The sequence below is a fragment of the Jiella pacifica genome (genome assembly GCF_010500815.1).
In the GTDB taxonomy this organism is placed as follows: domain Bacteria; phylum Pseudomonadota; class Alphaproteobacteria; order Rhizobiales; family Rhizobiaceae; genus Jiella; species Jiella pacifica.
In genome coordinates this window covers 1-19731 of the sequence record NZ_JAAAMG010000031.1, presented here as the reverse complement: position 1 = coordinate 19731, position 19731 = coordinate 1, and the positions used below count along the sequence as shown (strand labels likewise).

21 protein-coding genes and 2 tRNA genes are annotated in these 19731 nt (G+C 63.2%); 16 read left to right on the top strand and 7 right to left on the bottom strand.

Annotated elements, in window-relative coordinates; genetic code table 11:
- Window positions 1-19 precede the first annotated feature (19 nt).
- Window positions 20-733: an SDR family oxidoreductase gene (locus tag GTK09_RS24220; RefSeq protein WP_163465982.1), complete on the bottom strand. Its 714-nt coding sequence runs from the start codon at window positions 731-733 to the stop codon at window positions 20-22.
- A 130-nt stretch (window positions 734-863) separates the two neighbouring features.
- Here GTK09_RS24220 and GTK09_RS24215 point away from each other — a divergent pair, with 130 nt between their 5' ends.
- The 3 genes from GTK09_RS24215 (at window position 864) to GTK09_RS28075 (ending at window position 3943) form a co-directional block, all read left to right on the top strand.
- Window positions 864-1778 (top strand): LysR family transcriptional regulator, encoded by a 915-nt coding sequence (locus GTK09_RS24215; protein ID WP_163465981.1) that lies wholly within the window; start codon window positions 864-866, stop codon window positions 1776-1778.
- A gap of 323 nt (window positions 1779-2101) precedes the next feature.
- Window positions 2102-2608, top strand: coding sequence for a YciE/YciF ferroxidase family protein (locus tag GTK09_RS24210; protein ID WP_163465980.1), 507 nt, complete (start codon window positions 2102-2104; stop codon window positions 2606-2608).
- Between the two features lie 174 nt (window positions 2609-2782).
- The gene (locus GTK09_RS28075) at window positions 2783-3943 is read left to right on the top strand and encodes a phospholipase D-like domain-containing protein (RefSeq protein WP_163465979.1); all 1161 of its coding nucleotides are present in this window, start codon (window positions 2783-2785) and stop codon (window positions 3941-3943) included.
- Window positions 3944-4354: 411 nt separating this feature from the next.
- On the opposite strand, the gene GTK09_RS24200 is transcribed toward GTK09_RS28075, so the two are convergent.
- Window positions 4355-5194, bottom strand: coding sequence for a YihY/virulence factor BrkB family protein (locus GTK09_RS24200; RefSeq protein ID WP_163466005.1), 840 nt, complete (start codon window positions 5192-5194; stop codon window positions 4355-4357).
- A 522-nt stretch (window positions 5195-5716) separates the two neighbouring features.
- Here GTK09_RS24200 and GTK09_RS24195 point away from each other — a divergent pair.
- Window positions 5717-6088, top strand: coding sequence for a hypothetical protein (locus GTK09_RS24195; protein ID WP_163465978.1), 372 nt, complete (start codon window positions 5717-5719; stop codon window positions 6086-6088).
- A gap of 162 nt (window positions 6089-6250) precedes the next feature.
- Here the strand turns inward: GTK09_RS24195 and GTK09_RS24190 are convergent, their stop codons facing one another.
- Window positions 6251-6610 (bottom strand): hypothetical protein, encoded by a 360-nt coding sequence (locus GTK09_RS24190; RefSeq protein WP_163465977.1) that lies wholly within the window; start codon window positions 6608-6610, stop codon window positions 6251-6253.
- A gap of 57 nt (window positions 6611-6667) precedes the next feature.
- Between GTK09_RS24190 and GTK09_RS24185 the strand changes: the two genes are divergently transcribed.
- Together GTK09_RS24185 and GTK09_RS24180 are read left to right on the top strand one after the other, a co-directional pair.
- The gene (locus GTK09_RS24185) at window positions 6668-7471 is read left to right on the top strand and encodes a citryl-CoA lyase (protein WP_163465976.1); all 804 of its coding nucleotides are present in this window, start codon (window positions 6668-6670) and stop codon (window positions 7469-7471) included.
- Window positions 7471-8619 (top strand): CaiB/BaiF CoA transferase family protein, encoded by a 1149-nt coding sequence (locus tag GTK09_RS24180; protein ID WP_163465975.1) that lies wholly within the window; start codon window positions 7471-7473, stop codon window positions 8617-8619. Before GTK09_RS24185 ends, GTK09_RS24180 begins: the two co-directional genes overlap by 1 nt.
- Before the next feature lie 56 nt (window positions 8620-8675).
- Here the strand turns inward: GTK09_RS24180 and GTK09_RS28070 are convergent, their stop codons facing one another.
- Window positions 8676-9473 carry an IclR family transcriptional regulator domain-containing protein gene (locus tag GTK09_RS28070; protein ID WP_312869953.1) on the bottom strand — a complete coding sequence of 266 codons (798 nt, stop codon included), beginning with the start codon at window positions 9471-9473 and terminating at the stop codon, window positions 8676-8678.
- Between the two features lie 378 nt (window positions 9474-9851).
- Here GTK09_RS28070 and GTK09_RS24170 point away from each other — a divergent pair, with 378 nt between their 5' ends.
- From GTK09_RS24170 to GTK09_RS24150, 5 genes are all read left to right on the top strand, one after another.
- The gene (locus GTK09_RS24170; RefSeq protein WP_163465974.1) at window positions 9852-10853 is read left to right on the top strand and encodes an ABC transporter substrate-binding protein; all 1002 of its coding nucleotides are present in this window, start codon (window positions 9852-9854) and stop codon (window positions 10851-10853) included.
- A gap of 155 nt (window positions 10854-11008) precedes the next feature.
- Window positions 11009-11632, top strand: a complete 624-nt coding sequence (locus tag GTK09_RS24165; protein WP_246218107.1) for an ABC transporter permease — start codon at window positions 11009-11011, stop codon at window positions 11630-11632.
- A 2-nt stretch (window positions 11633-11634) separates the two neighbouring features.
- Entirely contained in the window at window positions 11635-12444 is an 810-nt protein-coding gene (locus GTK09_RS24160) for an ABC transporter ATP-binding protein (protein ID WP_163465972.1), read from the top strand.
- A gap of 59 nt (window positions 12445-12503) precedes the next feature.
- On the top strand, window positions 12504-13250 hold the full coding sequence (locus GTK09_RS24155; protein ID WP_376768050.1) for an ABC transporter permease: 747 nt from the start codon (window positions 12504-12506) through the stop codon (window positions 13248-13250).
- Between the two features lie 33 nt (window positions 13251-13283).
- Entirely contained in the window at window positions 13284-13913 is a 630-nt protein-coding gene (locus GTK09_RS24150; RefSeq protein WP_246218106.1) for a polysaccharide deacetylase family protein, read from the top strand.
- A gap of 66 nt (window positions 13914-13979) precedes the next feature.
- Here the strand turns inward: GTK09_RS24150 and GTK09_RS24145 are convergent, their stop codons facing one another.
- The 3 genes from GTK09_RS24145 to GTK09_RS24135 form a co-directional block, all read right to left on the bottom strand.
- Window positions 13980-14924 (bottom strand): alpha/beta fold hydrolase, encoded by a 945-nt coding sequence (locus GTK09_RS24145; RefSeq protein ID WP_163465969.1) that lies wholly within the window; start codon window positions 14922-14924, stop codon window positions 13980-13982.
- 188 nt (window positions 14925-15112) lie between these two features.
- The gene (locus tag GTK09_RS24140; protein WP_246218105.1) at window positions 15113-16159 is read right to left on the bottom strand and encodes a YcbK family protein; all 1047 of its coding nucleotides are present in this window, start codon (window positions 16157-16159) and stop codon (window positions 15113-15115) included.
- A 259-nt stretch (window positions 16160-16418) separates the two neighbouring features.
- Complete coding sequence (locus GTK09_RS24135) at window positions 16419-16859, bottom strand: VOC family protein (RefSeq protein WP_163465968.1); 441 nt, start codon at window positions 16857-16859, stop codon at window positions 16419-16421.
- Window positions 16860-17531: 672 nt separating this feature from the next.
- Between GTK09_RS24135 and GTK09_RS24130 the strand changes: the two genes are divergently transcribed.
- The 5 genes from GTK09_RS24130 to GTK09_RS24110 all read left to right on the top strand — a co-directional run bounded on the left by GTK09_RS24130 (window position 17532) and on the right by GTK09_RS24110 (window position 19506).
- Complete coding sequence (locus tag GTK09_RS24130) at window positions 17532-18107, top strand: cold-shock protein (RefSeq protein WP_163465967.1); 576 nt, start codon at window positions 17532-17534, stop codon at window positions 18105-18107.
- A 197-nt stretch (window positions 18108-18304) separates the two neighbouring features.
- Window positions 18305-18769, top strand: a complete 465-nt coding sequence (locus GTK09_RS24125; RefSeq protein WP_163465966.1) for a DUF192 domain-containing protein — start codon at window positions 18305-18307, stop codon at window positions 18767-18769.
- A gap of 126 nt (window positions 18770-18895) precedes the next feature.
- Window positions 18896-18972 (top strand) — tRNA-Pro (locus tag GTK09_RS24120).
- 39 nt (window positions 18973-19011) lie between these two features.
- Entirely contained in the window at window positions 19012-19317 is a 306-nt protein-coding gene (locus GTK09_RS24115; RefSeq protein WP_163465965.1) for an ETC complex I subunit, read from the top strand.
- A 113-nt stretch (window positions 19318-19430) separates the two neighbouring features.
- A tRNA-Arg gene (locus GTK09_RS24110) sits at window positions 19431-19506 on the top strand.
- The last annotated feature ends 225 nt before the right edge of the window (window positions 19507-19731 follow it).

Here is a 19731-nt window from a genome sequence, read left to right as displayed (position 1 = left end):
TGTCTCGCCGTCTCCGGCTTCACCAGGGTATGGACTTGCCGTGGCGGTCGATGAAGCGCAGGCCCCGCGTGCCCTGCTGCTTCACAAGTGTGTCTACCAGTTCCGGGATCGTTTCCTCGATGCTGAAACGCGCTTCCGGACCGCCGAGCTCCGTCCGGACCCAGCCCGGTGCCATCAGCACCAGCGCCCGCTCGTCGCCGACGTGGCGGGCGGCGTAGCTGCGCATATATTGGTTGAGAGCGGCCTTGCTGCCCCGGTAGACCTCGTGCCCGCCCTTCTCGTTGTCGGCGATGCTGGCTTGGCCCGATGACATGACGCCAATCAGACCGGTGGGGCGCACAAGGTCCTGCAAACCTTCGACCGTCCGCATCACGCCGAGCGCGTTGGTCACCATGACGCGCACGAACTCGTCGGTCGAGGTTTCCGCAATGGTCTCCGCCTGATCATGATTGGTGGTGCCGGCGTTAACGAACAATATGTCGAAGACACTGTCCGAAAACCTGTCTCGCAGAGCGGCGATCTGGGCACGCTCGGTGATGTCGAGGCATTCGATTGTGACCTGATCAGGATGGGCGTCGGCGAGCTCGTTCAACTCGGTTCGGCCGTCCTCACGTACCGTGCCGACGACATGCCAGCCCTTCTTCGTGAATTCGACCGCCATCGCATGTCCCAACCCGCGGGAGGCGCCGATCAGCAGGATGGTTCGGGGTTGTTTATCCAGGGGTCCAGTCATCTCTGTGCTTCCTTTCTGTTCGGTTGATCCGAAGATGGAGGTCGCCGCGACATGCACCAGACGCATCGGATGCAAAGCATGAGTGCATCAAACGCTATGCACAGTGGCGAAGCACGATTATGTTTGGGGTATGAAAGCGATCGACCTGAACCTGCTTGTCGCACTCGACGTGTTGTTGGAGGAGCGCAGCGTCACGGCGGCGGCCAAGCGCCTTGGCCTCAGCCCGTCGGCAACCAGCCGGACGCTGTCGCGGTTGCGTTCCGCGATCGGTGATCCGCTACTGGTACAGGCAGGACGTTCGCTGGTGCCGACGCCCTATGCCGAGCAACTGGCCGGGCGGGTCCGAACACTGGCCCAAGACGCCAAAGCGGTGTTGATGCCCGCCCCCGGCGATGTGGAGCTAGATCGCCTGGAGAGGACGTTCGCCATCCGCGCCAATGAAGGCTTCGTGGCCCTGTTTGCTCCGGCAATCATCGCCGCCGTCACCGACGCAGCTCCGCGCGTTCGCCTGCACTTCGCACCCAAGCCCGACAAAGACGCGGCTCCGCTGCGCGCGGGTACGATCGATCTGGAAATCGGAACGGCGGGCGCGTCTGCGCCGGAAGTGCGCAGCCACCTCCTCTTCCGGGACCGGTTCGTTGGCGCAGTACGGTCGGAGCACCCTCTGCTGAAGGAACCGGTGACCCCGGAGCGCTACATCGCATATGGGCACGTCGTAACCTCGCGACGGGGTGCGTGGCGGGGACCAGTGGACGATGCTCTGCTCGAACTCGGCCTACGGCGCGAGATCGTCGCGATTGTGCCGAGCTTTCCCGATGCACTCAACGTCGCGCGTCATTCAGACCTTGTCGCGCTCGTGCCGCGCTCCTGTGTCGTGGATCGCGGTGCACTTGCCGGCACCGTTCAAGGGTTCGACTTGCCGGTGCCCACGCCAGATTTGGCGATCAGTGCCATGTGGCACCCACGCTTCGATGCCGACGCGGCGCACCGATGGCTGAGGCAGCAGGTCATGAAAACCTGCCGAATTGAGCTTCAGCATAGGTGAGACCGCTACACCTCGACGGTGCCTCATGAAAGGACTTCCAAGAATCTATCGTAACCATCATGAGCCTAGAAACGCTCGCCCGCACCACCGACGATCCCACCATCAGGCTGCCCGCCATGGCTGCCTGATCACACTCTGGGCTCTCCGAAGGTCGGCGCTCATACACCATCCCCGGGGACATCATCAAAGGGCTTCTGCAGCGCCGGTTCCGCGGAAACTGGCGGATGCCCCTTAGCCAGCCGTCGAAACAACCGGTGTCGGGGAACCAATCATGCAACTCTCGACCGCGTCAGGCCTTTCCCGTCACCAGATAGGAGGCCACAATGGCGATCAGCGGACTGAGGGATCTATATGTTGCCGAGTTGCAGGAGGCTCGCAGCTTCGAAGCGCTTCTGACCGATGCCCTGCCGAAGATGGCGAAGGCGGCGTCGGAAGAGCAACTGCGGCTGGCCTTCGAGCAGCACCTCGAAGCGACGCGGGAACAACTGGCGAGCGTCGAGGCGCTGCTGAAAGAGGCCGGTGCGGATCCGAAGGCGCACCAGGACCAGTCGATGAAGGTGCTGATCGAGCAGTCGGAGAAAATGACCGGCATGGTCGCTGCGGGGCCGCTTCGCGATGCGGCGCTGATCGCGTCGGCCCAGCGCATCGAGCATTATGAGATCGCGGTCTACGGCACGCTCGCCACCTATGCGAAGATGCTGGGGCTCGAGAATGACCACCAGATTCTGAACGGGATTCTCGGGGAGGAAAAGGATGCAGACGATCTGCTGACGGACATTGCGGTCGGAATGGTCAATCCCGCCGTCGCCGAGACGGAGGCGGGGAGCTGACATCGGCATGCTGGGCCGTCTCACGCTCGACGCCCAATCGACCAGACAACGCCTCAACAGACATGTTCATGACCGGCCGCGCCAGCCGTCCCCCATGACAGTCTGCCGGCTTTCTCGTAAAGGCCGCCTTGGAGGACCGAGGCGGGAGCGGGCCTCGGTCTCGAGCGTGGTCCGGTGCGAGCCCGAACCGCACCGGCCGCCGAAGTCGAGGGCTTCTTCCAGGCTGCGCCGCCGCGAAGGACGGTCGCAAGCAAGGAGATCATTGGTGAGTTTGACAGCGTGATCGAACACCGTCCGAACGGCTGGGCCGCGCAAGGGTCGGCTTCCACCGTTGTCGACCATCCGTGGGAACTCTTCCACAGCAACAAGGATAACTGGAACGCCATACTCGAACTCTGCGATGCCGCACGCCGCAGCATCTCGATCGAGCAATACATCTTCGCGAAATCCGGCATCGGGTCACGGTTGCTGCGCCTCCTCACGGCGAAGTCTCGCGAGGGGGTGCAGGTGCGTGTCCTCGCGGATGGCTTCGGAAGCTTCGGCTTGGCGGCCAGTGCCGATGGAGCGAGTCTCACCCGGGCAGGGGGCGAAATCGTTCCCTACAACAGCTTGTCAGTGCTTCGCAGGCATCCGATTGGTGGACTGCATCGGTTGCACCGCAAGACCGTTCTTTGTGACGAGACGCAGTTGATGATCGGCGGTACCTGTTTCCACGACCGCATGGCCGATTGGCGCGATACGATGGTGCGTGTCGAAGGGCCGGTGGTGCAATTCGCTGCGTCCGCCTTCGAAAGGACCTGGGCCTATGCCGGGGGACGGGCCACCCGGCAGGAGCCAGCGGCGCAGGGTCCGCAGAGCCCGGCTGCGGACTGGCGATATGTCTTGAGCGAGCCCGTCCGTCCGAGCCGCCAAAACATCTATCGGGAGCTTCTGACGCGGATCAATGATGCTCGCACGTCGGTTTTCCTGGCAACGCCTTACTTCGTGCCGGATCGGACTTTCTGGCGCGCCATGTGCCGTCTTCTGCGCCGAGGTGTCGAACTTCGCCTGCTGCTGCCGGCGCGCAGCGATCATTCGAACGTCGACATCATCTCTCATGCTTTCGGCAGGGCTCTCGCGCGCCGAGGAGCCAAGGTATGGCTCTACGAACCAGCGATGATACACGCCAAGCTCGCTGTCGTCGACGGCGCGTGGGGAATGATCAGCAGCTTCAATCTCGACATTCTCAGCTTCAGCGTGAACGTTGAAAACGGCATCGTCAGCGACCGCCCTGCGTTCATCGCTGCGATGGAGGAGCAAGTCGATCGCGATCTTTCGCATTCGCGGCGAGTGTGAGCCGGAAACGGAGGGGAACGCGGTCTCTCCGCAGGGCAGGGCGGGTCGACGTGTCCATGTGATACGAACGGTCTGTCGAGAGAGAGACGTTCTTCAATCATGTTTCGAAGCTGCTGCCGACCGTCGGCGAGGCCGGGAACATGTCCAGCGGCTCGGCGTATCCCTGAGAAGAGAAGGCAAGCGAATATCCTGCGCCCCGCCAACGGAGGAAGAGGGAGCTCGTGCTTGATCTCCCGCATGCCCGTGAGCGGATGCTTCCGCCTGGGTCTCTTGCTCTCGTCGGCTCCCCTTGTCGCAGCCATTCTGGCCGTCTTGTGGCTCCGAAGGTCTTCCCTTCGGAGCGCTCCGTGCGATCCCGTTGTCCTGGTCTGAAGGAAGCTTACTGCGCTGGCCTCTCCGCCTGTCCTGCATTCAGCGCCGGGCCCGGTGATCCGCGAAGGCTTTCGTGAATTCGGCGCCGAAGAGCAGGATCTGGGATGAATAATAGACCCAGATCAGGATCGTGACGAGCGATCCTGCGGCGCCATAACTCGATGCGACGCCGCTTCGTCCGATGTAGAGGCCGATCAGAAATTTGCCGAGCGTGAACAGAAAACCGGTGAGAATGGCGCCTACCAGCACGTCTCGCCACGCGATGTCCACGTCCGGCAGCACCTTGAAAATGAGCCCGAAGAGGAGGCACGCGCTGGCCAGCGCGGAGATGGAGTTGAGGGTGAAGATGATCGCGTCCGATCCAGGCAGGATGCGTGGCAAGTAAGCTGTCAGCGCCGAGAGGCCGGCATCGAGGATGAGGGATACCAGGAGGACGAAACTGATCGCCACCACCAGCGCCAAGCTGAGCACCCGGGTGCGCAAGAGAACGAAAATGGTGGATTTCTCGGGCGGCGGCGCCTTCCAGATGATGTTCAGGTCGTCCTGCAGCTCCACGAGGGCGCCCGTCGCGAGAAACAGGAACGTCGTGAAGCCGACCACTGTCCCCACGATGCTCGATCCGAAATTGTTCGCACTGGCGATCATCGCTTCGATGGCGGCAGCGGGTTTGGTGCCGATAAGCCCGCCGATCTCTTCCACGATCGCCCCCTGAGCGGCCTCTCGCCCATAAATCAGCCCCGCCACGCTAACGACGATCAGCAGAACGGGCGCCATGGAAAAGAGCGTGTAGAAGGAGATCGCCGCACCAAGGCTCAAGGCCCTGTCATTCCACCAGCCGGCCAACGCGGTCTTCAGCAACTTGGGCACCAGCCGAATCATCGACACCTGTTTGCGCTCCGTTTGTCCGTCTTCGAGGTCAGATCGGCGTAGAGGGATACACCGATCACTGCGACCATGCCCGGGTCGTTGGCTCGCGCTCTGCGTCCAATCCCTCGACGCAAAGAGCTTGATCAGGACAACGCGGAAAGCAGCATTACAGGCTGCAGTCCCGCTGGCGCGGGGGAAACTTGGCCCGAGGGGCGGGCACTGCCTCTGTCATCGACGTGGAACCTGTCTGCTTCACGCAGCTTTAGGAGGTCGCGGCTCCGTCCACTGGCGCCGGCCGCGCCACCATCCAGGGCGGCAACAACGCGGATCGGCCGCTGTGGCTCAGTTGCTCCTTCCGACTGGCACAACGTGCCATGGGCACTGCGGTTCGCGCCGGAATCGGTAGCCGGCGGTGCATGCCCCGGATGCAGCGATCGGCTGCAGCGGAGCGGGCGAACGGCGAGACGGGCAGGGGAGAGGCAGACGGAAATGCGGGCCAAGCGACTTCTCCTCAAGAACCTGCGGCTAAGCGTCATGGACAACGCCTCCGCCTATGCGTTCTCGATCACGATCACAGGCTGTTACGCACTCCTGACGACGATCGCGCAGCCAGATCCACTCGATATTTTTCTGGCCGCTGCTGGTGCCGTCGCCGCCTTCGCGGTGGCGGAGCTTTTGACGCTTCTGCTGCTACGGGAGGAGCCGCAGGAGTCGGACAGCGTCAAGCTGCTCGGACGGATGCTCAACTTTCTTTCCGTCGGCTGCGCCATGGGAGCTGCGTATCTGTGTGGGCTGCTTTTGACGGGCCCGTTGTCATGGCTGACGGCCGGATTCGTCTCGGCCTTGATCTTCATCTTCCTGGAGGGTCTGGAACTCGCTGTCGCCGAAGCCCGTGAGGATGCCTGAGAAGACAGGCGATCCGGCTACCAGCGGTCATCCCGACAGCGCGATCGATGATTTCACGCCTCGCCATCGGTGCACTCGGCGATGCTGAGGTTCAGGGGATGACGTGCGCGAATCGGCATCAGATCGGTGAGGCGCGACGAGCCGCCGTTGCAGTAAACTCCGTCACGAGAACAAGGCTCTCGCCATCGTCGTCATGGCGCGTCCCGTCTCCGCAACCGGTGGCGCCTGCCACCGAAGAGCAAGGCGGCGGCCCCCGACGATCCCGAGCGCGGCGAGCCCCAGCTTGGTGGCCTGGCGATGCCCTTCGGCCAGCATCGGAAGCTTCTCGTTCGACGCTCTGGCGGAAAAGCGCCCGTGTGCCGAGGAATGACCCGCCTCCACAACCTTTGCTAGGTGATCGCGATGCACCGTTCGAAGCTGCGCGCGTTCCCCATCAACGCAAATGACATGTGTGCACGACGGCGTCAGCGAAGCAGCGTGCCTGATTTCGGGTCGGCAGCAGTTCCCCTTGACGAAGCGCATCGAAAATCCGTACATTTCGTATTACGAAATTATTTTCGCATATCGAAAGGATTGGGTTTGCGTATCGGCAAGCAAGATCAGGCGTTGACCGCGATCGCGGCCTCCGACGCCGTCAGCGTCACCGTGCGGGGGAACGATCTGTGCCGCGACCTGATCGGTGGGATCAATTTCACCGACTATTTTTGGCTTCTGGTCACCGGTGATCGGCCGAGCGCGGCCCAAGGTCGCATCACCGACGCATGCCTCGTCGCCATTGCCGAGCATGGCCTGGTGCCGAGCGTTCAGGCCGCGCGGATGACGCTCGCGGCAGGACCGGACGCGTGGCAGGGGGCGATCGCTGCGGGCATCCTCGGGATGGGGTCGGTCGTTGCCGGGAGTTCGGAGACGGCCGGTCGCTATCTCGGCGAGCTGGTCGACCGGGTCCGTGAAAGCGGACAGGACACGGACACCGTCGCGCGCGAAAGCCTCGAGGAGTTGAAGGCGAGGCGCCAGAAGGTGCCAGGGCTGGGACATCCGCAGCACAGCAGCGGCGACCCGCGCGCCGACCGGCTTCTGGCCGTGGCCGCGCAAGAGGGCGTCGAGGGTGAGCATATCGCGATGATCAAGGCGGTCGCCCGCCACGCGCCGGGCATCATGAACCGTCCCCTGCCGATCAACGTGTCCGGCGCGATTCCGGCCCTGATGCTGGACGCAGGCTTTCCCCGCGGTGCGATGAAAGGGGTCCCCATCCTCGCACGAACGGCCGGGCTGGTGGCGCATCTTCTCGAAGAAAGCCAGCGTTCGATCGGCTTCATCATGTCCAACCACGCCGATCAGGCGATCAGCTATGACGGACTGCCTGCCAGGAAGGATGACCGCTGATGGTCAAGATGCTCCGCTCCTTTCGCGTCGTCGAAATGGGGACCTACATCACCGGACCGGCGGCCGCGATGCACCTCGCCGATCTCGGCGCCGACGTCATCAAGGTCGAGAGGCCGGGAACGGGCGATCCGTTCCGAGCCTTCAAGGGCGGGCTCTATTCGCCCCACTATCAGACCTACAACCGCAACAAGCGGTCGATCGCGCTCGACACCCGCGACCCGGCGGATCTGGCCGTCTTCCATGCGCTGATATCGACTGCCGACGTATTCATTCAGAATTTTCGTCCCGGTTTTGCCGAGACGATCGGGGCGGGCGAGGCGGCGCTCCGGGCCCTTAAGCCGGACTTGATCTACTGCGCAATCACCGGCTTCGGTACGTCCGGTCCCTACCGCGATCGACCGGTCTTCGACACGGTGGCACAGGCAGCCTCCGGCTATCTCCGGCTTTTGACACCGCCCGACCGTCCGCGCGTCATCGGCCCGGCCATCGCGGATGCCGTCACAGGTCAGTATGCAGCGACGGGTATCTGCGCGGCGCTGTTGGAGAGATCGAAGACAGGAACGGGGCGCCGGCTCGACATCTCGATGCTGGAAGCGATGTCGCATTTCAATCTCGACAGCTTTACCCATTACTACAGCGTCGGCCAGGTGATGGGGCCTCTCAGCCGTCCGGAAGTGTCACAGTCCTACACTTTCGCATGCAAGGACGAGCGCTGGATCGCCTTCCATCTTTCTTCGCCGCCAAAGTTCTGGGACTCGTTGGTCATCACGCTGGACCACCCCGAGATCGGTGCTGACCCGCGATTTGTCGAGCGAACCGGGCGCATTGCGCATCATGACGATCTGATCGAGACACTGACGCCGATCTTCAGGGAGAGAACCCGGGACGAATGGTGCGAGCGGCTTGCCGCCAACGGCGTGCCGCACTCGGCCGCCTATGACGCCGACGAAGCGTTGGAGGATCCCCAGGCCCGCCATCTGGGGATCAAGGTTTCGGTCGATCGTCCGGACAACGGCGTCTTCACGACGGTCCGGCCTCCCTACAACTTCGACTGCGAAATCGACGCGGATGTTCTGCCGCCGCCGCTGCTCGACGAGCATGGAACTGCCATCCGCAAGGAGTTGCAGGAGCGCGCGGCGTCGGCGTAAGCAGACAGGCTTGCGCCCGCCGGCGTGCCGAGCGTCCGGGCTTTGCCCAGGCAGGCTCAAAGATGGAATGACTGCGCCAGCGCCGGGTTGGCGTCGAGGACCCGGCCGATCCGGTTGGCCGACCCGATCAGATCCTCCAGTCGCTCCGCGACGAGGCGCTCGGCCGTCACGCGACCGGAATAGCCGGAGCAGTTGATCGCCGCGAGGACACGGCCCTGCGCGTTGCGGATCGGCACGGCGAGCGAGGTGATTCCATAGTCGAGTTCGTCGACGGCGGTCGCATAGCCGTTCTTTCGGCACTCGGCGATGACCCGTTTCAGGTCGTCGGCATTGTCGATCGTTCGGTCGGTGAGGGGACGGAAGTCCGCGTGCTCCAGATAGGCATCGAGTTGCTCTGCGGCGAGAGCGGCGATCAGGACCTTGCCCATCGAGGTCGCGTGGGCCGGATAGTGGGTGCCGACCGAAGCGACGATCCGGCGAGAACGTTCTTCGGAATAGTGGGCAACATACAGGATGTCGGTGCCATGAAGGACGGCGATCGACGCGGCGGCGCCGAAGGTTCCCACGATGCGGCGCAGTTCCGGCAGGAGCAGGTCGTCGCTGCCGGCGGCCTGAAGGTAGGCGGACGCAAGCGTCAGGATGCGGGCGCTCAGGACGAAGTGGCGGTCGACCTGGCGAATGTAGCCGAGGCTCGCCAGCGTATGCAGACCGCGCCGAGCCGCGGCGGGGCTCATCCCCGTCCGTCGCGCGACCTGAGACAACGTCATGGATGCGTTGGTCCGGTCGAACGACTCGAGGATGGATAGCCCGCGCGCAAGGCCCTCGACGAAATTGCCGTCTCTGCCCTCAACCACTCTCGCTCACTTTCTCCGGCATGCGCGGGACAGGCTCGGTTCAAATCTCTCGATAAAGGCGATCATGGGCGTTGATCCGGCTTTCCGATCTGGCTTGGCGCCTTCGGCGCTCTTACTCCGAAACCAGCGCCGGACGAAAGCCATCCTGAATTTCGTTGTGCGAAATAATTTTCTTCTTGCGAAATTTCCTGACATCGCTGAGGATCGGAACTGGAGGCGCTGTGTCGACGGATGGACGTAGCGGAAGAAGACGTCTTTCGATCGGGCGGACCCGGTCGGCGGCGAGTGGAAGGCAATGAGAGGCGGCGTCGATCAAACGCCAGTCGTCCGCTCACGGGAAATGCATCGGCAGGCCCTGGTCTGCATAGGGAGGAAAGAATGACAAAGCGAACGAGCAAGAATTCGGGCCGGATTGTCTCGGCTTGGACCGGCGCCGCATTGGTGGGAAGCGTGATGGTCGGCTTCGGGCTACCCGGGGCTGCGAACGCTGCAGACATGGTCCGTATCGGCCTTGCGACCAAGACCTGGTTTCCCACGGTCGTCGCCCACAGGGCGGAAGATCAAGGCTACTTCAAGGACGAAGGGATCGAAGCGGAGCTGACCGTCTATCAGAGCGGCGCCGAAGCCGTGACGGCAATGGTCGCCGGGGCGGCCGACATCATCGGCAGTTCCAGCAGCGTCACCGCATCCAGCCGCGCCAAGGGTGTCGACGCCAAGCTCATCGGCATGCTCGGTTCGGGAAACTACGGGTGGCAGTTGATGGTGCTCCCCAATTCGCCAATCACCGAAGCAAAGCAGGTCGAGGGCGAGAATGTCGGGATCACCTCGGCCGGTTCCTTGTCTGACATGCTGGCCCGCTGGACGATGTCCGACCAGAGCATCACCTTCGAAAGCATCCCGCTCGGCGGCGGCGGCCTCTTGCCGAACCTCATCAGTGAAAACGTCAGCGCGGCGGTCGTCTATTCGCCCTTGAGCTACGACGTTCTCACCAAGGGCGATGCGCGCGCGATCCTCGACTATGGCACGGCGATGCCGGAGCATCTCAATTCCGGTTGGGCGACGACCGGCGCCTTCATCGAGGAAAAGCCGGAACTCGTGCAGAAGGCGACGAATGCGCTTTATCGGGGTGTCGCCTATCTGCAGGACAACAAGGACGCGGCGATCAAGATCATTGCCGACCTCAACAACATTTCGCCGGAAGTGGCCGAAATGGAGTGGAAGAACGTCTTCCTGAAATTGTCCCGCACCGGCGAGATGAACGCGGATCTGGCGGCGACCGCCATGGACCTGGCCAAGCTGACGGGGATCGAAGACATGCCTCAGGCCGACGAAATCTGGACCGACGCCTTCACTCCTGCCGTCATCTCGCCGGCAAAATGAACACGGCCACCGTCCGGAACACCGGAGCGCGGAGTATCCCCGCTCCGGTCGCGCGGGCCGCTCTCGTCGCTGCGCTCATTGCCGTCTGGCAGGTCGCACCGACGGTCGGTCTCCTTGATCCTCGCCTGCTGCCGCCGCCGAGCGTGGTGGGGCCGATGATCGTTCAGCTTTTCGGCGAAGCAGGGTTTCGCGGACATCTGGCAACGACGCTCCTGGAAACGCTCGTTGCCTTTCTCGTCTCCGTCCCCGTCGGCTTCATCATGGCGATATTGATCGGGGAGAACAAATACGCGTCGGACATCTTCAAGCCGCTCGTATTCTTCGTATTCAGCATCCCGAAATCGATCTTCCTGCCGCTCTTCATCTTCGCCTTCGGGATCAGTTTCCATCAAAAGGTGGCGTTCGGCGTGTTCTCGACGTTGTTCATCGTCATGATGCTGTCCTTCGCAGCCATCGAAAGCGTACGCCGCGACCATCTGGTGGTCGCCCGCTCCTACGGCGCGACGCGAATGCAGACCGTTTTGCGGGTCTATCTGCCCGGAATGACGCCGGTCCTTCTCGAAGCGATCCGGGTTTCGATGATCTTCAATTTCACCGGCATCCTGCTCGCCGAAATGTACGCGTCCCGCGAGGGGCTTGGAAACGTCATCGAGCAGTGGGGCCAGGGGTTTCAGCTCGATCGGCTGATGGCCACGATCGTCGTCATCGCGGCGATCGCCATCGTGTTCAACGAGACCATCCGCGCTCTCGAGAGCCGCTGCGAGCATTGGAGGGAATAGTCATGGGACTCAAAGCCGTCGTTTCCTCGCCGTCCCCCGCTTTCTCCACCGACGAAAGCGGCGCCGTCGAAGTCACCAATGTCGGTCACGTCTATGAAACGGCGTCAGGGACGACCGAAGCCCTGACGGATATTTCTTTTCGGGTGGAAACGGGCCGGTTCATCTCGATCGTTGGACCGAGCGGATGCGGAAAGTCTTCGCTGCTCATGATGATCGCCGGGCTGGTGCAGCCGACACGGGGGACGATCACCGCCGGTGGCAGGCCTCTGGTCCAGCCGGATCCGACCCGGATCGGCGTCGTCTTTCAGGACGCGAGCCTTTATCCCTGGCTGACAGCCCGGTCGAACGTCGAGTTTCCCCTGTCGCTTCGCCACGTCGATCACAAGATCAGGCGCGAGCGGGCGGAGGAGGCGCTCGACCTCGTCGGCCTCGCGGGATTTGCGGACAAGCATCCCCATGAACTGTCCGGCGGGATGAAGCAGCGCGTGGCCCTTGCCAGAGGTCTGGTTCAGGACCCGCCGATCCTTCTGATGGACGAGCCCTTCGCGGCGCTCGACGAGCAGACGCGCCTGACCATGGGAGACGAGGTGCTGCGGATCTGGGAGCGGACCCGCAAGACGATCATCTTCGTCACCCACGGGCTGAGCGAGGCGATCCACCTGTCGGACGAGGTGCTCGTCCTGACCTCGCGCCCTGGGAAACTCGTGGACCGCGTGTCGGTGGACCTGCCGCGACCGCGAAGCTTCGAGGTCATGGGGGGCCGTCGCTTCGAAGAGCTCCGCGAGCGCATCTGGCAAAGGATCCGGTCATGAGCACCGCTTCCCATGCGCTTCCATCGCCACGCCTCGTCAGGACGGCAATCGTCCTCGGCGTGCTCTTGATCTGGGAGATCCTGCCGCGGGCCGGCATCGTCCCGTCGCTGTTTCTGCCGCCGATGACGACCACCTTGCAGATGTTGGTCGTCGAAGCACCGATCTATGCTCGCCACATGCTCGTGACTCTTCAGGAGGTGGGCATTGCGATGATCTTTGCCTGCGGCGGCGGGGTCCTCTGCGGATTGGCCATCGGCGGTGCCGCTTCCGCCCGGCAGATCATGCTTCCGATGTTCTCCGGCCTCTTCGCCGTTCCGCTCGTCGTCCTCTATCCGCTGTTCACGGCCTGGTTCGGGATCGGCTCGGAATCGAAGATCATCTTCGCCAGCGTCTACGGATTTCTTCCCACCTTGCTCGGGACGGCGGCGGGGGTGCAGACCGTCGATCGCCAGTTCCTGATCGTCGCGCGCAGTCTGGGGGCAACCCGGATGCAGAAGCTGTGGCACGTCTATCTGCCTGCGACCTTGCCGACGGTGTTGGCAGCCTTTCGGCTGGGTGGGGCGCTCGCGATCGTCGGCGTCGTGGTGGCCGAAATGCTGACCTCGACGGCCGGCATCGGCTTTCTCATCTCCAAATACCGGACGCTGCTCGACAGTCCTCGAGTCTATGCAGCTGTCGTTCTTGTACTCGTGCTCGCGATCGCGTTCGATGGCCTGGTGCAGGTGCTCGAGCGACGTCTCGGAATAGCGCAGCAGCAATCAGGGCGCTCTGTCGGCAAACGGTCGGTAGCATCTGCCGTGGCCTGAGGAAGTGAGAATCGTATGCCGTGGCGTGTCACGTTGAGCTTCGACAATGGGCCGGACCCGGAGATCACGCCACAAGTTCTGGATATCCTGGCACGACGTGCGATCCTCACGACTTTCTTCGTCGTCGGAGACAAGCTCCGTGATCCGGAACGATACGCGATCGTCGAGCGGGCTTTCCGGGAAGGGCACTGGATCGGAAACCACACCTTCAATCATCTTGCCCCGCTCGGAGTGACGCTGGACGTGGATGCTCCCGCTCTCGAGATCGGACGCACTCAGGAACTGATCGGCGAGATGTCTCATCCGGACCGATTGTTCCGCCCATTCGGATCCGGCGGGATCCTCGACGAAGCACTCCTCAGCGCCACGGCCGTCGATCTGCTTTGTCGCGACGGCTACACCTGCGTGCTTTGGAACGTGGTTCCGCGGGATTGGGAAAATCCGAAAGGATGGGTGCCGCGAGCGCTCGAGCAGTGCGCGGCCGAAGAGTGGCCGTTGGTCGTTCTTCACGACCTGCCGACGACGGCAATGGAACAACTCGAACTTTTCCTCGACGGCCTCGAGGCCGCGGGGGCAACCATCGTTCAGCATTTTCCGGAAGACTGCGTTCCGATCGTCAACGGTGGGATCGTCGCGGACATGTCCGCCTACATGCCCTCCTGAATGATCTCGTGACCGCGTCTCGTCGGACCCGGCGAAGGCGGAGAGCATGTCGCGCGCTCTATGAAGTCACGTCGTGCTTTCGATAAAGGCTGTCACGTCGGCGTCGAAACGGTCCGACGCTTCCCAAAAGGGCGTATGGCCGATTCCCTCATAGACGAGAAGCTTGGCATTCTTGACCATTCGCGCCGTATGCTCGGCGGTCGCCGGCAAGAGCACGCGATCCTGTTCCCCGTGGATGACGAGTGTGGGAACGTCGATCTTCTGGAGTGTTTCGGCATATTCGGCGGGACGTCCGACGAGAGCCTCGCGGACACTGTTGGGTGTGACGGCCGAACAGGCGAGGAACACTTCCATTTCGGCCTGAGGCGGGGGTGTCGTGAAACAGGCGCGGCCGAACTGCACGGAGGCTTCAACGCTTGGCGCAAGCTCCCGCTCGGCCATTGCGCGCATGAGTGGGGCCGCCGGGCCGGCCGTTCCGGGGCCAGCGGAACTCGTGGCGCAGACCATCACGAGCCCTGAAATTCCTTCGTCGCCATAATGCGTCAGATAATCGAGCGCGATACGACCGGCATAGGACCAAACGACGAGGATCGGCCGATGCAGGTCGCTGCCGGTGATTACGGCATTGACTTCGTCCGCCCAACGCTGCGGATCGCGGTAGAAGGCAGGCTCCATGGGCTTGTCGGACATGCCATGGCCGCGATTGTCGTAAGTGACGAGGCGAAAGACTTTGGACATCTTGCCGCTGACCTGTTTCAGCCAGCACAGGTGCGATTGCGAGAAACCATGAATGAAGAGAACATCGCGTCTGCCGGATCCCTCTCCCCAGTCCTGCACCGCGATCGTCAATCCATCCGGCGTCTGGATGTGGGTTGAGCGATAATGCAGGTCGCGCTCGAGGAGGGTGAAGTCGACGGTGGCACCTGGTCGAATCGAACGATCAGACAACTGCAAAACCTTCACACGAAGCAGGAGAATTGCCTGAGAAAACCAACGGTCCCGCGCGGCCATTTCCTGGGCCGGCCGGTCGATCCCAGCTTATCCGTGAATGCCGAAGCGGGAACACGAGACCCTGTTTTCCTCCGCATTTGAGGGAGAGTCCCGGGTGTCTCGGCCTTTGTACATCCGGCCATCTCTGCCGATCTCGGCGTCGGGGCCTCGGCCGCTCCCATGACCTCCACCGGCCTCGCAGCAGATGCTCACCGGCGGCGGCAGCGCCAGTTCCAATCCCGCTTCGGCCCGACGTCGACATGGATCGCATCGGTGTGGCAGTAGGTGCCGACGCCGCCCCGGCCGGGCAGCGAGCGGGCATAGGCGGCGACCGCCAGATGGTCGGCGCCCGGAATGTAGAGATCCGCCGCCTTGCAGCCCATGTGCTGGGAGCGCCGGGCACCTTTGACGCGGCGATTGTGGTCGGGGCTGCGATAGCCCGAGGTGATGACCGCCTTGGAACCGAAACGCTGTTCGAGCGCCCGGATCTGCGCGACCAGATCGGCGGGGAAGCACGCGGTCTGGATGTCGTCGCGGGCGACGCGCAGGCCGTTCGGCGAAAGTCGCGCAAATCCGCCGAGCGAGGCGACGCGGTAGGACGAAGACATCACGTCGTCGAGTGCATCCGCCTCGTCCGCCGAGGCCTTCTGGCCGATCTCGAACAGAGAGGAGGGGTCGACGCCCGGCAGACCTTCGATGCCGCCGGGAGAATCGGCGGGCTCGTCGCGCTTCAGGACGATCCGCCGCCCTTTGCTCTTTTCGGCGTTGGCGATGGGCGTGCGGGCCTTTTCCTGGGCGAACAGCGATGCAAAGAGTGACTGTTGGGCCGGGCGCTCGCCGCGATCCTCGGCGATGGCGGCGCCCTCCGAGACGGTGCCGCCGGCATAGGCGGCGACGGGTCTGGCGGTGGTCATCCGATCGCGCAGGGTAGCGGCCTCGGCCGTTTTCGCCGCTTCCGCAGGGGCGACTTCGCCGGCCGATTGCGATGCCGCCTGCGGCGCCGGATCGGCGGCTGCGACCTGTGTCCCGTCGTCGTCGGCCGCGTCCGCGATGGCCTTGGCGACATCGTCGCCGCCGGCGGTTTCGGCACCGGGCGAGGTCGCCTCGGTGGACGATGCGCTGGCAAAGCCGAAGGCCGAGGTGTCGTCGACCGCCGAGACGCAGGAACTGAGGAGTGGCAGGGCCGCCAGAAGGGCTCCCGCAAAGATTGCCGAACCGAGCAATCGGCCCGTGGCGACCTGTGATCTGGCCGTCAACGTTTCCCTCTCCGCAACGGATCGACCCCCGATCCGTCATCCCCCAGGCGCGCGATCACGCCGATTGATCATTCCCGGCGGCCCCAGGGGCCCTGTCCGGTATTCTGGTGGTCGCCTCTGCCGACGCCCGTTCCGATCCCCATCGGAAGCCGCAGGGTAATCCCCTCGGCTACAGGCTACGACGCGTCCTGTTGCTTCATATGTCCACAATGTGGCGATACGACGTTTACAACTTTTTCATGAAGTTGGCGAGTCGCCTCTACCACGACCCCGTGTTCTGCATCGAAGCCCAGGGCTCCACCGGCTCTTTCGCCTCGCCTTTTTGCAGAAGCTCGAAGGAGATGTCGTCCGGCGACTTGACGAACGCCATCCGCCCGTCGCGCGGCGGGCGGTTGATCGTCACCCCGGCGTCCATGAGGCTCTGGCAGGTCTCGTAGATGTCGTCGACCTCGAAGGCGAGATGGCCGAAATTGCGGCCTCCCGAATATTCTTCGGGATCCCAGTTGTAGGTGAGCTCCATCAGCGGAGCCTTGGTTTCCTTCGCCTCCGGCATGTCTCCGGGCGCGGCGAGGAAGATCAGCGTGTAGCGACCCTTTTCGCTGTCGACACGGCGCGTTTCGACGAGGCCGAATTTGTTGCAGTAGAAGTCGAGAGACTGGTCTATGTCCGTGATCCGGACCATCGTGTGGAGATAGCGCATCTTTGCTCCTGAAATCGACGGCTTCGTTCGCAAGGACTTTCTCCGTCGGTGCGACCGAAAGCAAGCGTCCTCGGCATTGGATAGGATGGCAGCGTCGCCGACCGCTGCGAGATCGGGCGGTCCGGCCGCTCGATCGCCTCGTCCGTTTTGCCGGTTGGGCAACGACTGCCGGAAGTTAGGGCCGATCGCGCACTCGCCAAGGTCCGCTGCCGGGAGGGACGAGCCTCGGGGCACCTCACCTGCGGTCGGCGCAATCTCCCGAACCGCCTCATCTTGGAGCACCTGGCAGCCATTCGCGAGGGGGCGTCCCCGATGCCTCTCGAGATCCACGCAAGTTCATGCATGACGTCTCGCCGTCCCGTGGATGTTCGGCGCCACCGTGGTCGGCTCCAGCCCGAAAGGCCTGGGCAAGAACCGCAAATTGTCTCGGTTCATTGGCAGAACGGCCATGACGGCGATATCCAGGGCGGCAGCATGAGGGGAAGGCTACGAAGGCACCTACTCTCTGCAGCGTTGCTTTTCACCATGGAGGCTAATCTAACGGACAGGAAGAGTTTGGGGATTTTTGCGTGAGACATGCCATTTTACCCTACGGCCTCTTGCGGTCCATGGGACAGTTAATGCTAAGTTTCATGTTCGCGATTCGGTTGGCGTAGAAGGCGGAACCCCCGAATGCCGGAAAGACTCTCGACACAGATCCGTACCGGTGGTGATGAGGCCGCGAGCGGCGACGTTGGCCTCACCGTCGTCTCCGGTCACATCAAGTGGTTCGACGCATCGAAGGGGTTCGGCTTCATCGTGCCGGACGACCATGGGCCGGACATTCTGCTCCACGTGACCTGTCTCAGGCGCGACGGCTATACGGCGGCGCCCGAGGGCGCCCGTCTCGTCTGCGAGATCCAGCGCGGCGAAAAGGGTCTGCAGGCCTTCCGCATCCTGTCCATGGACCATTCGACGGCAGTCCATCCCTCGCAACTGCCGCCCTCGCGCACCCATGTCAACGTCGTGCCGGAAAGCGACCTGGTCCCGGCCGTGGTCAAATGGTTCAACCGCACCCGCGGATACGGCTTCCTCACCCGCGGGGAGGGAACTGCCGACATCTTCGTCCACATGGAGACGCTGCGCCGGCACGGCCTTTCCGAGTTGCGGCCCGGCCAGGAAGTGCTGGTGCGCTTCGGCGCGGGGGACAAGGGGCTGATGGCGGCCGAGGTCCAGTCCTTGAACGGCAGCGGCCCGGCCCTCCACTGATCTTCTCCGATCTCCGCTGCGGCGGATCGGGCTTTCGTCGAAGATCCGCAAGGGGGCGTCGGTCTCGAGCCAGTAGCCGGATCGTCTGGCGCAGAGCCGCAAAAGGTTGCATTAAGGGACTGTGCCGTCGGCGCTCGGAAGGCGGCTGGCGCAACATCGAAGAACGCGAGAGGGCGCCGCCGGGGCGCAGGGGTCGAATGAAACCGAAGAAGCTCTTCGCCGGTCTTGCCGCCGCAATTGTCGCCGTGCTCGCTGCGGGCTACCTGGCGTTCGCCGCCGCCGAACTCTCGAAGGCCGTGCTCCACACCAAGAGCGGCGACCGCGAGGTCATGGTCGAACTGGCGCTGACGCCCGAGCAGCGCGAGGTCGGGCTGATGAACCGGTCGGAGATGCCGCGCGATCAGGGCATGCTGTTTCGCTTCGACGAAACGCGCCACGTCGCCATGTGGATGAAGAACACGTTGATTCCCCTCGACATGCTTTTCATGGACGAGACCGGAGAGATCGTCACGATCAAGACCAACGCCCAGCCGCTGTCGCTCGACATCATCCCGTCCGGCCAGCCGGTGCGCTACGTGCTCGAGCTGAACGGCGGCGCGGCGGCCCGCTACGGCGTCTCGATCGGCGACCGGCTCGAGCACGATGCCATTCCCCCAGGGTGAGGCCTCCTGCCTCACTCCGCAAGGACCGTCCCGCGAAGGGCCCGGTGTGAACGGCAAGCGCGGCTTTGGAGCTTGACTTGGCGGGCAAAGCCCGGCAGATCGCTGGTGGCGAACGGGTCACCCGTACGGAGCGTAGCGCAGCCTGGTAGCGCATCTGGTTTGGGACCAGAGGGTCGCAGGTTCGAATCCTGCCGCTCCGACCAGGGTTCCCTCGCAATGGGCAGAGACGGAGAGGGCCGGACATGGTTGCACGCATCTTTCAGCCGTCTCGGACCGCGATGCAGTCGGGAAAAGCCAAGACGCGGCTTTGGGTGCTCGAATATGAGCCCGCCGCGCCGAAGGAGGTCGAGCCGTTGATGGGCTACACCTCGTCCAGGGACATGCGTTCGCAGGTGCGTCTGACCTTCGATACCAAGGAGCAGGCGATCGAATATGCCGAGCGCAACGGCATCGATTTTCGCCTGGAAGAGCAGCATCCGCCGAAGCGGGTGCGGGTCGCCTATGCCGACAATTTCAAGTATGATCGTCGCCAGCCCTGGACCCACTGAATCCGATCGACTTGGTTCCCGGCGGCGGATCGCGATGCGGCCGATCGGCGATCCGCCGGCCCACCCCTTCGAGAGACCGCATTCGGCCGCCGTACCAAAGGCCGGGAGCGGACGGCCCCGTAGCTCAGAGGATAGAGCACCGGCCTTCTAAGCCGATGGTCGCAGGTTCGAATCCTGCCGGGGTCGCCAACGATTTCAAAGACTTAATGTTGATCACCTCTGCATCCATGTTGCATCCATGTTGCAGAGAGTTGGCTTGATTTACAGTGGTTTCCCGATACCCTCGGCTGTCCTCTTAATCTTCTTTCCATGCTATTTTTGGGAAGGAGGACCGAACCATGGGACCGTCACCATCAAGGAAGTCCGCAGGGCCGCGTGATGCGGCCACCAAGGTTGCGCATCATCGCCTGAGTG